The 13,158-nt window shown below is 72.0% G+C and carries 13 protein-coding genes; all 13 read left to right on the top strand.

Annotated elements, in window-relative coordinates; genetic code table 11:
- Nucleotides 1-240: 240 nt before the first annotated feature.
- Nucleotides 241-2,430: a transcription termination factor Rho gene (gene rho / locus RHODO2019_RS03795; protein ID WP_265383697.1), complete on the top strand. Its 2,190-nt coding sequence runs from the start codon at nt 241-243 to the stop codon at nt 2,428-2,430.
- 154 nt (nt 2,431-2,584) lie between these two features.
- The gene (rpmE, locus tag RHODO2019_RS03800; RefSeq protein ID WP_265383698.1) at nt 2,585-2,821 is read left to right on the top strand and encodes a 50S ribosomal protein L31; all 237 of its coding nucleotides are present in this window, start codon (nt 2,585-2,587) and stop codon (nt 2,819-2,821) included.
- A gap of 79 nt (nt 2,822-2,900) precedes the next feature.
- Nucleotides 2,901-3,980, top strand: coding sequence for a peptide chain release factor 1 (prfA, locus tag RHODO2019_RS03805; protein WP_265383699.1), 1,080 nt, complete (start codon nt 2,901-2,903; stop codon nt 3,978-3,980).
- 48 nt (nt 3,981-4,028) lie between these two features.
- Nucleotides 4,029-4,904: a peptide chain release factor N(5)-glutamine methyltransferase gene (gene prmC / locus RHODO2019_RS03810; RefSeq protein ID WP_265383700.1), complete on the top strand. Its 876-nt coding sequence runs from the start codon at nt 4,029-4,031 to the stop codon at nt 4,902-4,904.
- Nucleotides 4,905-4,923: 19 nt separating this feature from the next.
- Nucleotides 4,924-5,580 (top strand): L-threonylcarbamoyladenylate synthase, encoded by a 657-nt coding sequence (locus tag RHODO2019_RS03815; protein ID WP_265383701.1) that lies wholly within the window; start codon nt 4,924-4,926, stop codon nt 5,578-5,580.
- A gap of 79 nt (nt 5,581-5,659) precedes the next feature.
- Nucleotides 5,660-6,940: a serine hydroxymethyltransferase gene (glyA, locus tag RHODO2019_RS03820; RefSeq protein ID WP_265383702.1), complete on the top strand. Its 1,281-nt coding sequence runs from the start codon at nt 5,660-5,662 to the stop codon at nt 6,938-6,940.
- Between the two features lie 37 nt (nt 6,941-6,977).
- Nucleotides 6,978-8,204, top strand: a complete 1,227-nt coding sequence (locus tag RHODO2019_RS03825; protein WP_265383703.1) for a glycosyltransferase family 4 protein — start codon at nt 6,978-6,980, stop codon at nt 8,202-8,204.
- Entirely contained in the window at nt 8,201-8,638 is a 438-nt protein-coding gene (locus tag RHODO2019_RS03830) for a Cg1360 family ATP-synthase-associated protein (protein WP_265383704.1), read from the top strand. Before RHODO2019_RS03825 ends, RHODO2019_RS03830 begins: the two co-directional genes overlap by 4 nt.
- A 305-nt stretch (nt 8,639-8,943) precedes the next feature.
- Nucleotides 8,944-9,729: a F0F1 ATP synthase subunit A gene (gene atpB / locus RHODO2019_RS03835; protein WP_265383705.1), complete on the top strand. Its 786-nt coding sequence runs from the start codon at nt 8,944-8,946 to the stop codon at nt 9,727-9,729.
- A 98-nt stretch (nt 9,730-9,827) separates the two neighbouring features.
- On the top strand, nt 9,828-10,070 hold the full coding sequence (locus RHODO2019_RS03840; protein ID WP_265383706.1) for an ATP synthase F0 subunit C: 243 nt from the start codon (nt 9,828-9,830) through the stop codon (nt 10,068-10,070).
- 7 nt (nt 10,071-10,077) lie between these two features.
- Nucleotides 10,078-10,641, top strand: coding sequence for a F0F1 ATP synthase subunit B (locus tag RHODO2019_RS03845; protein WP_265383707.1), 564 nt, complete (start codon nt 10,078-10,080; stop codon nt 10,639-10,641).
- Nucleotides 10,642-10,648: 7 nt separating this feature from the next.
- A complete protein-coding gene (locus tag RHODO2019_RS03850; RefSeq protein ID WP_265383708.1) occupies nt 10,649-11,443 on the top strand; it encodes a F0F1 ATP synthase subunit delta in 795 nt (264 codons plus the stop codon).
- Nucleotides 11,444-11,507: 64 nt separating this feature from the next.
- A complete protein-coding gene (gene atpA, locus RHODO2019_RS03855) occupies nt 11,508-13,157 on the top strand; it encodes a F0F1 ATP synthase subunit alpha (protein ID WP_265383709.1) in 1,650 nt (549 codons plus the stop codon).
- Nucleotide 13,158: the final 1 nt, after the last annotated feature.

Below are 13,158 nucleotides of genomic sequence, written 5' to 3' on the forward strand. Positions count from 1 at the left end.
AGCCACCGTGCGTGTTGACGCCGGTGCCCGCTCCGGGGGTTCTCCTCGGGGATCGATCATCCGCAGGTCTTCTCGGGGGAACGGTCAGGCACCGCGTGCGCTCCAGCTCGCGCGCTGGTGGACCTGTCGCCGGCCCGGTCGGGGTGCGGCGGAGCCTTCCGAGCACGGCGACCTGCGTCGTGACCCGGGCCCGAGACCTCTGCGCTGCAGGACTGCAGGCCGAGGAACGAAAGGACCTCCGTGACCGATACGGACCTCAGCACCGCCCCGGCCAGCGTCGACGCTGCGGCCCCGCGCAAGCGCGCCGGCCTCACCGGGATGGTGCTCGCCGACCTGCGCGCGCTCGCCGACCAGGTCGGGGTGAGCGAGGCGGCCGGCATGCGCAAGGGCGATCTCATCGCGGCCATCAAGGAGCGCCAGAGCCCGACCGACACCCCCGTCCCCCCGTCCACCGCTCCCGCGCGGACCCGCGCACCCCGCACGTCGCGCGTGGAGGCCGCACCGGTGGTGCCCGCGTCCTCCACCCCCACGCCTTCCGCCGCGGAGACGCCTTCCGCCGCCGAGACGCCCGCCACCGCGGAGACGCCCCCCGCTACCGAGGCCCCCCGTCGCACGCGGCAGCGCCGCACCGCCACCCGGCCCACCGGTGCCCCCGAGGCCACCGGGTCACCCGAGCCCGCTGCCGAGGCCGCTCCCGAGGCCCCGTCGACCACCACTGGCCGCCCCCCCGAGTCCTCGCCGCCCGAGCGCGACGGCGTCCCGTCGCACGGTTCGGCCCAGGATGGTGCGACCCAGGACGGTGCGACCCAGGACGGTGCGACCCAGGACGGTGCGGCCCAGGACGGTGCGCAGGGTGCTGGGGCCGAGCGGGGCGAGCGGCAGGGTCGGCGTGAGCGGCAGACCCGCCGCGACCGCGGCGACCAGGACAGCGGCAGCCGCGACGACAGCAGCCAGAACGGTGGCGGCCCGAACGGCCAGGTTGCGCGGGACGGCCGCGGCCACGTGGCCCAGGGCAACCGCGACGTGGCGCAGGGCAACGGCCAGCTGACCCAGAGCAGCAGCCAGGGGTCGGGCCAGAACGGGAACGAGGCGAACGGAAACGGCCCGCAGAGCGGGGGCCGCACCAGCGCCGGCACCGACGACGAGGGGGAGGGTCGCGGACGCCGCGGCGGCCGTCGCTTCCGCGAGCGTCGCCGTGGGCGTGACGCCGGTGTCCAGGTCGCCAGCGGGGGGCAGGTCCGCGAGGACCGGGAGCTCGAGGTCCGCGAGGACGACGTGCTGCAGCCCGTCGCCGGCATCCTCGACGTGCTGGACCAGTACGCCTTCGTGCGCACCTCCGGCTACCTCGCCGGCTCCAACGACGTCTACGTGGCGATGAACATGGTGCGCAAGAACGGCCTGCGCCGCGGCGACGCCATCACCGGTGCCGTCCGGATCCCCCGCGAGGGCGAGGCGCCCACGAACCGGCAGAAGTTCAACCCCCTGGTGCGCATCGACACCATCAACGGCGGCGACGCCGAGGCCGCCCGCAAGCGCCCGGAGTTCGGCAAGCTCACCCCGCTGTACCCGAACCAGCGCCTGCGCCTGGAGACCACGCCGAACATCCTCACCACCCGGGTCATCGACCTGGTGATGCCGATCGGCAAGGGTCAGCGCGCGCTCATCGTCAGCCCGCCCAAGGCCGGCAAGACGAGCGTCCTGCAGGCCATCGCGAACGCCATCGCGGTGAACAACCCGGAGTGCCACCTCATGGTCGTCCTGGTCGACGAGCGGCCCGAGGAGGTCACCGACATGCAGCGCTCGGTGAAGGGCGAGGTCATCGCCTCCACCTTCGACCGCCCGCCGGGCGACCACACCGCCGTGGCGGAGCTCGCCATCGAGCGCGCGAAGCGGCTGGTGGAGGGCGGCATGGACGTCGTGGTGCTGCTCGACTCCATCACCCGGCTGGGCCGCGCCTACAACAACTCCTCGCCCGCCTCGGGTCGCATCCTCTCCGGCGGTGTCGACTCCACGGCGCTGTACCCGCCCAAGCGCTTCCTGGGTGCGGCCCGCAACATCGAGAACGGTGGCTCGCTGACCATCATCGCCACGGCCATGGTGGAGACGGGCTCGACCGGCGACACGGTGATCTTCGAGGAGTTCAAGGGCACCGGCAACGCCGAGCTCAAGCTCGACCGGAAGATCGCGGAGCGCCGGGTGTTCCCCGCCGTGGACGTCAACCCGTCCGGCACCCGCAAGGACGAGCTGCTGATGAACCAGGAGGAGTACGCGGTGGCCCTCAAGCTGCGCCGGGTGCTCTCGGGCCTGGACTCCCACCAGGCCATCGACCTGCTCATCGACCGGCTGCGCAAGTCCAGCTCCAACGCCGAGTTCATGATGCAGGTGGCCAGGACGGCGCCGGCCGGGACGGCCGCCTCCGACGAGAGCTGACCGTCGCGCGCCCGGGCGCTCCGGGAACACCCGGGCCCGCGGCTCGGTTGAGGAGATCGACGGTCGCTCTGGCACACTGGGCGATCGAGCACGGTTCCGGTTCACGGTCCCGATCTGCGAGACCGACCCGGCGACCACGACGAAGGGCACACCCATGAAGACCGGTATCCACCCCGCGTACAACGAGACGACCGTGACCTGCGGCTGCGGCAACTCGTTCACCACCCACAGCACCAAGGCGAGCGGCACGATCAACGCCGAGGTGTGCTCCCAGTGCCACCCGTTCTACACGGGCAAGCAGAAGATCCTCGACACCGGTGGTCGGGTGGCCCGCTTCGAGGCCCGTTACGGCAAGCGCGCCGGCTCGAAGGTTCCCGTCGAGTCCGAGTAGCTCCACCACCAGCGCCCGTCCTGCCCAGGCAGGGACGGGCGCTTCTGCTTTCCCACCCCGTCTCCCGGGAGGACCTCCGGTGACCACCCCGTCCACCAGCACGGCGATCGACGACCTGCTGGCCGAGCACGCGGGCCTGCAGCAGCAGCTCTCCGACCCCGCCCTGCACGCCGATGCGACGGCCGCGCGACGGGTGGGCAAGCGCTTCGCCGAGCTCGGCCCCCTCGTGGCCACCCACGACCAGCTCGTGGCGGCGCGGTCCGACCTCGAGGCCGCCACCGAGCTGTCGGCGGAGGACCCGTCCTTCGCCGAGGAGGCTCGGCAGCTCGTCGCCCGGGTCGCCGAGCTGGACGTCCGGCTGACCGACCTGCTGGCCCCGCGCGACCCGCACGACGGCGACGACGTCGTCCTGGAGGTCAAGTCGGGGGAGGGGGGCGAGGAGTCGGCCCTGTTCGCCGCGGACCTCGTGCGGATGTACGTGCGCTACGCGGAGCGCCACGGTTGGCGGACCGCGGTGCTCGACGCCACGACCTCCGACCTGGGCGGGTACAAGGACGCCACCGTGTCGGTCAAGGCCAGGGCCGACGACGTCGAGGGGGTGTGGGCCAGGCTCAAGTTCGAGGGCGGCGTGCACCGGGTGCAGCGCGTGCCCGTCACGGAGTCGGCCGGACGGATCCACACCTCGGCCGCCGGGGTCCTCGTCTACCCGGAGCCCGAGGACGTGGCGGCGGTGGAGATCGACGAGGGCGACCTGCGCATCGACGTCTACCGGAGCTCCGGCAAGGGTGGGCAGGGCGTGAACACCACAGACTCGGCCGTTCGCATCACCCACCTGCCCACCGGTGTGGTGGTCACCTGCCAGAACGAGCGCTCGCAGCTGCAGAACAAGGCCCGGGCCATGCAGGTGCTCGCCGCCCGGCTGCAGGCGGCGGCGGAGGAGACGGCCCAGGCCGAGGCCTCGGCGGGCCGGCTCAGCCAGGTGCGCACCGTGGACCGCTCCGAGCGGATCCGCACCTACAACTTCCCGGAGAACCGGATCGCCGACCACCGCATCGGCTTCAAGGCGCACAACCTGGACGCGGTGCTCGACGGTGAGCTCGACCCGCTCCTGGACGCCCTCGGGGCGGCGGACCGGGCGGAGCGCCTCGCCGCCGAGTGACCGGTTCCACGTGCCCGCCCCGGACCCTCCCCGTGGCACGCTGACCAGGTGAGTCGTCAACCGCTGCGCCTGGCCGTGCTCGAAGCCACGTCGACGCTGGAGGCGGCCGGGGTCGGCAGCCCCCGGGTGGACGCGGAGCTGCTCGCCGCGCACGTGGTCGGGGTCGAGCGCGGCCGGCTGCCGATGGTCCCGCTGGTGGACCCGCTGACCATCGAGACCTACCGCCGCCTCGTCGCCCAGCGGGCCGCGCGGGTGCCGCTGCAGCACCTCACGGGGTGGGCGGCCATGGGGGCCATCACGGTGGAGGTCGGCCCCGGGGTGTTCACGCCGCGACCGGAGACCGAGCTGCTCATGGCGTGGGCGCTGGCCGAGCTCGAGGGCACCCACGACCCGGTGGTGCTGGACCTGTGCACCGGCTCCGGGGTGCTGGCGCTGTCGATCGCCCAGGCCCGGCCCGACGCCCGGGTGCACGCGGTGGAGTCCGATCCCACCGCCCTGGCGTGGGCGCGTCGCAACGCCGACGCGCGCGCCGGGCGGGGGGACACACCCGTGCGCCTGCACCAGGGTGACGTCACCGACCGGCGCCTGCTCGTGCAGCTGGAGGGACAGGTCGACCTCGTCGTGGCCAACCCGCCCTACGTCCCGCTCGGCACCCCGGTGGAGCCGGAGGTGGCCGACCACGACCCGGCTGCGGCGGTGTTCGGCGGCGCCGACGGGCTCGCCGTGCTCCGTCCGATCGTCTACTCGGCGGCCACCTGGCTCAAGGTCGGCGGGGCGGTCGGGGTGGAGCACGACGACAGCCACGGGGTGGTGGTCCCGGCCCTGTTCTCCACCCGCACCGTGTTCACCGACGTGCAGGTGCACACCGACCTCGCGGACCGTCCGCGCTTCACCACCGCCAGGCGGGTGTCCCGCTCCGGCTGACACCTGGGAGGATCCCCACGTGAGCACCGTCTACGACTGCACCAGCACCGACACCCGCGCCGACGGCCTCGCCGCGGCCTTCACCAGCCTGCGGGCCGGGCGGCTGGTGGTGCTGCCCACCGACACCCTCTACGGGCTGGGCTGCGACGCCTTCGACAGCCAGGGGGTGAGCAACCTGCTCAAGGCCAAGAACCGCGGCCGCGACATGCCGGTGCCCGTGCTCGTCGGCTCCTGGCACACCATCGACGGCCTCGTCCACTCCGTGAAGACCGAGGCGCGGTCACTGGTGCAGGCGTTCTGGCCGGGTGGGCTCAGCCTCGTGGTGCAGCAGGCTCCGTCGCTGGCCTGGGACCTCGGCGACACCCGGGGCACGGTGATGCTGCGGATGCCGCTGCACCCGGTGGCCCTCGACCTGCTGCGCGAGATCGGCCCCATGGCGGTCTCCAGCGCGAACGTCTCCGGCGAGCCCCCCGCCACCACCGTCCAGGACGCCCGCAACCAGCTCGGCTCGCAGGTGGACGTCTACCTCGACGGCGGACCGTGCGCCAGGGCCACGCCCTCGACCATCGTCGATCTCACCGGGGACCGGCCCCTGGTGCTGCGCGAGGGTGCGGTGGCGGTGGAGGCCGTGGCCGAGGTCCTCGGCTGCGCCGCCGACGAGCTGCGTCCCGCCTGAGCACGGGCTGCGCCTGCCGGACCGCCGCCTAGACTCCTCCCGAGCACCCACCAGCAGCCGAGTTCGAGGAGAGCACCGCGTGAGCACGCCGTTCTGGGGACCCGACTTCGACGCACTCGAGCAGACCGACCCCGAGATCGCCGGGATCGTCCTCGAGGAGCTCGACCGCCTCCGCGGTGGGCTGCAGCTCATCGCCAGCGAGAACCTGACCAGCCCGGCGGTGCTCGCCACCCTGGGCTCCACGCTGAGCAACAAGTACGCCGAGGGCTACCCCGGGCGCCGCTACTACGGCGGCTGCGGGGTGGTCGACCAGGCCGAGACGATCGGGATCGAGCGGGCGAAGGCGCTGTTCGGCGCCGAGCACGCGAACCTGCAGCCGCACTCCGGGGCCAACGCGAACCTCGCCGTGTACGCCGCGTTCTGCCAGCCGGGGGACACGGTGCTGGCGATGAGCCTGCCCCACGGCGGGCACCTCACCCACGGCTCCAAGGTCAGCTTCTCCGGCAAGTGGTTCAACCCGGTGCCCTACAGCGTCCGCAAGGACACCGAGCTCATCGACTACGACGAGGTCCGCGACCTCGCCCGCACGCACAAGCCGAAGATGATCGTCGCCGGCGCCACCGCCTACCCGCGCCTGATCGACTTCGCCGCGTTCCGCGAGATCGCGGACGAGGTGGGCGCCATCCTCTGGGTCGACGCCGCCCACTTCATCGGCCTCGTCGCCGGCAAGGCCATCCCCTCGCCGGTGCCCTACGCCGACGTGGTCTCCGCCACGACGCACAAGGTCCTGCGCGGCCCCCGCGGCGGCATGTTGCTCTCGCGCGAGGAGCACGCCAAGAAGCTCGACAAGGCCGTGTTCCCGTTCACCCAGGGCGGCCCGCTGATGCACGCCGTCGCGGCGAAGGCCGTCGCCTACAAGGAGGCGGCCACCCCGGAGTACCAGGCCTACGCCTCGTCCGTGGTGGCCAACGCGGCGGAGCTCGCGAAGTCCCTCGAGGGGGAGGGCATGCGCGCGGTCTCCGGCGGTACCGACACCCACCTCGCCCTGCTCGACCTGCAGGGCCTGGGCATCTCGGGGGCGGACGCGGAAGCGCGGTGCGACGCGGCCGCCATCACGCTGAACAAGAACGCCATCCCCTACGACCCGGCGCCGCCGATGGTGGCCTCGGGCATCCGGGTGGGTTCGGCCGCCCTCACCACCCAGGGCATGGGCCAGGCCGAGATGGCCGAGGTCGCCACGCTGGTCGCGCGCGCGGTGAAGGCTGTCCACGGCACGGCCGACGGCGACGCCGAGCTCGCTGCCGTGCGCGTCGCGGTGGGCGAGCTCGTGGCTCGGCACCCCGCCTACCCGCGGGGCTGAGGGGCCCGGACCCGCACCGCGGGTAGCGTCGGACCCCGTGCACACCCCCGCCCTGACGCTGCTCGCGCAGCAGCAGGGCAGTGCCGGGGTCCCGCTGCGGGAGCTCTCCCTCGTGCTCGTGACCGCTGCGGCGGTCACCTTCCTGGCCACCGGGGTCATCCGGGTCCTCGCGGTGCGGGCAGGAGCCGTGGCGCGCCCCCGGGAGCGCGACGTCCACGTGACCCCCACCCCCCGTCTGGGCGGGATCGGGATGTACGTCGGCGTGGTCGCCGCCTTCGGGCTGGCCACCCAGCTCCCGTCGCTGACGCGGGGCTTCGCCTACAGCAGCGACGTCACCGCGGTGGTGGCGGCGGGCGGGGTGATCGTGGTCGTCGGTGCACTCGACGACCGGTTCGGCCTGGATGCCCTGACGAAGTTCGCCGGCCAGGTCACCGCGGCCGGGGTGATGGTCTACCTGGGGTTGAGCTGGGTGCTGCTGTACGGCCCGCTCGGCGACGGTGGCGCGATGGTGCCGGTGATCCTCGACCAGCTGCAGGGCGGCCTGGTCACCGTGCTGGTCACCGTGCTGCTGGCCAACGCCGTGAACTTCGTCGACGGCCTGGACGGGCTCGCCGCGGGTATCGGGCTCATCGCCGCGCTCGCCACGTGCGCGTTCTCCCTCGGCCTGCTGCACGACCAGGGCGGCGAGGTGAGCACCTACCCGCCGGCCGTGATCGCCGCGGTGCTGGCCGGGGTGTGCCTCGGCTTCCTGCCGCACAACTTCCAGCCCGCCCGGATCTTCATGGGCGACTCGGGCTCCATGCTCATCGGCCTCATGCTCGCCGCGGCCTCCACCAGCGCGTCCGGCAAGGTGCTGCCCACCGACTACAACCCGGGCGACCTGGTGGCGCTGTTCAACCCGCTGCTCGTGGTCGGTGCGGTGGTGTTCATCCCCGTGCTGGACCTGCTGATGGCCATCGTCCGGCGCACCAGGGCCGGACGCAGCCCGTTCAGCCCCGACAAGATGCACCTGCACCACCGCCTCCTGCAGCTGGGGCACTCCCACCGACGCTCCGTGCTGCTCATCTACACGTGGACCGCGCTGATCGCCTTCGGCACCGTGGCCACCACCCTCGTCGACCCACGGCTCGTGGCCGTCGTGGTCGGGGTGGGTGTGCTCGGCGCGCTCACGGCGTCCTTCCTGCCCCACGTCCGCGACCCCCGCCCGCCCGGCGTCCCGCCCGCGAGCACCCCGCCCGTCACCACCACCAGGAGCGCCTCGTGAGCACCGCCGCCGCCGACCCCTCCGCCCCGCTGCGCGCCGCCGCCCGCCACGGCGTCCTCGGGCTGGTGGTGCTCGCGGTGGTCGCGGCTGTCGTGGGCGGGCTGGCCGCAGGAGCGCCCGGGGTGTGGGGAGCCCTGCTCGGGGCCGCGGTGTGCGGGGCGTTCGTCCTGTTCACCGTGGCCGTCGTGCTCAGCACGACCGGATCGGCGCCGACCACCACGGCGGCGGTGCTGATGGGCACCTGGCTGCTGAAGCTGGTCGCGCTGATCGTGGCCCTGGCGGTGCTGCGCAGGTTCGACTTCTACGACCGCACCGCCTTCGGGGTCGTCGTCATCGTGGGGGTGGTCGTCCTGCTCGGCCTGGAGACCCTGGCCGTGGTCCGGACCCGGAACACCTACGTCGATCCGGTCCCCAGCGTCTCCGACGGCGAGTAGTACCCCGCGGTCGGGAGTGTCCCTGGCTGTTGGTAGGGTTCCGACCGCAGGCGAGGGACGAAGCGGACACGCGGTGCTCACGGGCACCGCGTGCTGGTGGCAGGCCCCCGTCGGATCCCGATTCCAGCGCCAGGCGCACGCATGGCAGACTCGGGTTCGTCGTCGACAACGTGGCCGGCACCGCAGGGGTGGCTCGCAGGAGCCCGAGGTGGTCCACGTGACGGCGATCGGCACCGTCCACGTCCGTACGAACCGGGAGCGCACTTCCGGCCCGACCACGGGAGAGACCGCTGAGCGTCATCGTCATGGCAGCCTCCGAGGGTGCTGGTTTCAGCCCACCCTCGCTGGCCGACTTCTACCCGCCCGCGATCCTCTTCGGCGGCACGCCGTTCGAGATCAACCGCGTCATGGCTGTCCGCCTCCTGATGACCGGTGTGCTCATCGGGTTCTTCTTCCTCGCGCTGCGCACCCCCAAGATCGTCCCGCGCGGCGTGCAGAACGTCGGCGAGATCGCGCTGGACTTCGTCAGGGTCCAGATCGCGGACGAGATCCTCGGCAAGAAGAACGGTGGACGGTTCCTGCCCGTCATCACCTCGATCTTCTTCATGGTGTTCGTCATGAACATCACCGGGGTCATCCCGCTGCTGAACATCTCGTCGAACGCCGTCATCGGTGCCCCGATCGCCCTCGCCGTGCTGGCGTACATCACGTTCAACTACGCCGGCATCAAGCAGAAGGGCTTCGGCGGGTACATGAAGAGCTCGGTGATCGTGCCGGGCCTGCCCCCCGCGCTGCACGTCCTGGTGCTGCCGATCGAGTTCATCTCGACGTTCATCCTCCGGCCGATCACCCTGACCATCCGGCTGCTGGCCAACATGCTGGCGGGTCACATCCTGCTGGTGCTGTTCTTCAGCGCCACCAGCTACTTCCTCTTCGAGGCGAGCGCCGGGCTCAAGGTCATCGGCCCCCTCACCCTCGTGGTGGGGTTCGCCTTCACGCTGTTCGAGATCCTGGTGGCGTTCCTCCAGGCCTACATCTTCGCCCTGCTCACCGCGGTCTACCTGGACCTGGCGCTGGCCGAGGAGCACTGACCCTCACCACCGGTCGGCACCCACGCCGGCACACCACCTGACCTGCACCGGGAGCTCGAGCCCGGTCCGGGCCAACCGAAAGGGAAACGGGAACACTGATGGACCTCGCTCAGACCCTCGCTCAGGCCAACGACTTCAAGGCGACCGGCTACGGCGCCATCGGCTACGGCCTCGCCGCGATCGGCCCCGGCATCGGCATCGGCATCGTCGTCGGCAAGACCATCGAGGGCATGGCGCGCCAGCCCGAGATGGCCGGCCAGCTGCGCACCACGATGTTCTTGGGCATCGCGTTCACCGAGGCCCTGGCCCTGATCGGCATCGTCGCCGGCTTCATCTTCTGATCCGGCCATGACCCCCACGACTGCGTTGCTCGCCGCCGAGGACATCAATCCCCTCGTGCCGGCGACGTACGACATCGTCTGGTCGTTCGTGTGCCTGATCGCGATCGTCTTCTTCTTCTGGAAGTACGCGCTGCCCGTCTTCAAGAAGGTGCTGGCAGAGCGGACGAACGCGATCGAGGGCGGGATCGCCCGGGCCGAGCAGGCCCAGGTCGAGGCCAAGGCGGCGCTGGACAAGTACAACGCCCAGCTGGCCGAGGCCCGGGGCGAGGCCGCACGCATCCGCGACGACGCCCGCGCCCAGGGACAGAAGATCATCGAGGAGATGCGCGAGCAGGCACAGCAGGAGAGCCAGCGGATCGTGGCCACCGGTCAGGCGCAGCTCGCCGCCCAGCGTCAGCAGATCGTCGCCGAGCTCCGCGCCGACCTCGGCCGCACCGCGGTCGACCTCGCGGAGCGGGTCGTGGGGGAGTCCCTCGCGGACGACGCCCGTCGCTCCGGCACGGTCGACCGTTTCCTCGACGAGCTCGACGCCATGTCCGGCTCCGCCCGGGCCACGACCGCAGGGGAGTGATCTGCTGATGCACGCCACCAGCCGTGACGCGCTCGCCGCCGTCCGGGAGCAGCTCGCGCCGGAGTCCGCGGCCGAGGTCGGGACCGAGCTCTTCTCGGTCGTGACCCTGCTGGACTCCGAGCGCGGTCTGCGCCGGACGCTGGCCGACGGGTCGACCGACCCCGACGCGCGCTCGGGCCTGGTCGGGCGGTTGTTCCAGGGCAAGATCTCCGACGCCACGCTCGCCGTGCTGACGGTGGTCGTGCGCCAGCAGTGGTCGAGTGCCCGCGACGTGGTCGATTCCCTCGAGCTGCTCGGCCGCGAGGTCCTGCTGCGCAGCGCCGAGCGCGACGGCCAGCTCGACACGGTCGAGGACGAGCTGTTCCGCCTCGGCCGCATCGTGGCGGCGAGCCCGAGCCTGGAGCGCGTGCTGGCCGACCGCAGCGCGGTGGCGGGCCAGCGCACCTCGCTGGTGCACAGCCTGCTGGACGGGAAGGTCGCCGCGGTGACCTCGGCGCTGGTCACCCAGGTCGTCGAGCGGCTCCGGGAGGAGCCGGCGGATGCCTTCGACGCGCTGTCCACGCTGGCCGCGCGCCAGCGCGAGCAGTCGGTCGCCCACGTGCGCAGCGCGGTGGCGCTGTCCGACGCCCAGCTCGAACGCCTCACCCGCACGCTGACCACCACCTACGGCCGTACCGTGACCGTGCACGTGGAGGTCGACCCCGCGCTGACGGGAGGGCTCGTCGTGCAGGTGGGCGACGAGGTCATCGACGGCAGCGTGGCCGGGCGCCTCGACGCCCTCCGCCGGAGGCTGGCCGGCTGAGCCCGCACCGCCCCCCGACGAGCACGTGCCCTTCCGAACACGAGACACCGAGAGCAGGACTGACATGGCGGAGCTGACGATCTCCTCCGACGAGATCCGCAGTGCGATCGAGAGCTACACCGCGAGCTACACGCCGGAGGCCTCCCGCGAGGAGGTCGGCGTGGTGACCGACACCGGCGACGGCATCGCGCACATCTCCGGGCTCCCGTCCGCGATGAGCAACGAGCTGCTGGAGTTCCCCGGCGGCATCCGTGGCGTGGCCCTCAACCTCGAGTCGCGCGAGATCGGCGCGGTCATCCTCGGCAACTACGAGGGCATCGAGGAGGGCCAGGAGGTCCGCCGCACCGGCGCCGTCCTCTCCGTCCCCGTCGGCGACGGCTTCCTCGGTCGCGTGGTCGATCCCCTGGGTCGCCCCATCGACGAGCTCGGTGACATCGAGTCCACCGAGGAGCGGGCCCTGGAGCTTCAGGCCGCCTCGGTGCTCGAGCGCCAGCCGGTGAAGCAGCCGATGCAGACCGGGATCAAGGCCATCGACGCCATGACACCGATCGGCCGCGGCCAGCGCCAGCTCATCATCGGCGACCGCAAGACCGGCAAGACCGCGGTCTGCGTGGACACGATCATCAACCAGAAGGACGCCTGGGCCACGGGTGACCCGGAGCAGCAGGTCCGCTGCATCTACGTCGCCATCGGTCAGAAGGGTTCCACCATCGCGGGTATCAAGACCGCGCTGGTCGAGGCCGGTGCGATGGACTACACCACGATCGTCGCGGCCCCCGCGTCCGACTCGGCCGGCTTCAAGTGGCTCGCGCCGTACGCGGGCTCTGCCATCGGCCAGCACTGGATGTACCAGGGCAAGCACGTCCTCATCGTCTTCGACGACCTGACCAAGCAGGCCGAGGCGTACCGGACCATCTCCCTGCTGCTGCGTCGCCCGCCGGGCCGCGAGGCCTACCCCGGTGACGTGTTCTACCTGCACTCGCGCCTGCTCGAGCGCTGCGCGAAGCTCTCCGACGAGCTCGGTGCCGGCTCGATGACGGGCCTGCCCATCATCGAGACCAAGGCCAACGACGTCTCGGCCTACATCCCCACCAACGTCATCTCCATCACCGACGGGCAGTGCTTCCTGGAGTCCGACCTGTTCAACCAGGGCGTGCGACCGGCCGTCAACGTCGGGATCTCGGTCTCCCGCGTCGGTGGCTCGGCCCAGGTGAAGGGCATGAAGAAGGTGTCCGGCTCGCTCCGGCTGGACCTGGCGCAGTACCGGGAGCTGGAGGCCTTCTCGGCGTTCGCCTCCGACCTCGACGCCGCGTCCAAGGCCCAGCTCGACCGTGGTGCCCGTCTGGTGGAGCTGCTCAAGCAGGGCCAGTACGCGCCCGTTCCGGTCGAGGAGCAGATCGTCGTGATCTACCTCGGCAGCGAGGGCTACATGGACTCGGTGCCCGTCGGCGACGTCCGCCGCTTCGAGAAGGAGCTCCTGGAGCACCTGCGCCGCAGCGACGACGACGTGCTCGGTGAGGTCCGCTCGACCAAGGTCCTCGACGACGACAACATCGAGCGCCTGGTCCGCCAGGTCAACGACTTCAAGTCCCAGTTCACCGCGTCCGACGGGTCGTCGGTCGTGGTGAACGAGGCGGAGGCCGAGACGATGGACGCCGACGAGGTCGGCCAGGAGCAGGTCTCCGTCACCAAGCCGCGACCCGCGGGGAAGTGAC

The sequence above is a fragment of the Rhodococcus antarcticus genome, from assembly GCF_026153295.1.
In the GTDB taxonomy this organism is placed as follows: Bacteria; Actinomycetota; Actinomycetes; order Mycobacteriales; family Mycobacteriaceae; genus Rhodococcus_D; species Rhodococcus_D antarcticus.

Coding starts and splice junctions, on each gene's coding strand:
- rpmE (WP_265383698.1), top strand. CDS start 2,585: ATGAAGACCGGTATCCACCCCGCGTACAACGAGACGACCGTGACCTGC.
- atpB (WP_265383705.1), top strand. CDS start 8,944: ATGGCAGCCTCCGAGGGTGCTGGTTTCAGCCCACCCTCGCTGGCCGAC.
- RHODO2019_RS03840 (WP_265383706.1), top strand. CDS start 9,828: ATGGACCTCGCTCAGACCCTCGCTCAGGCCAACGACTTCAAGGCGACC.
- RHODO2019_RS03845 (WP_265383707.1), top strand. CDS start 10,078: ATGACCCCCACGACTGCGTTGCTCGCCGCCGAGGACATCAATCCCCTC.
- RHODO2019_RS03850 (WP_265383708.1), top strand. CDS start 10,649: ATGCACGCCACCAGCCGTGACGCGCTCGCCGCCGTCCGGGAGCAGCTC.
- atpA (WP_265383709.1), top strand. CDS start 11,508: ATGGCGGAGCTGACGATCTCCTCCGACGAGATCCGCAGTGCGATCGAG.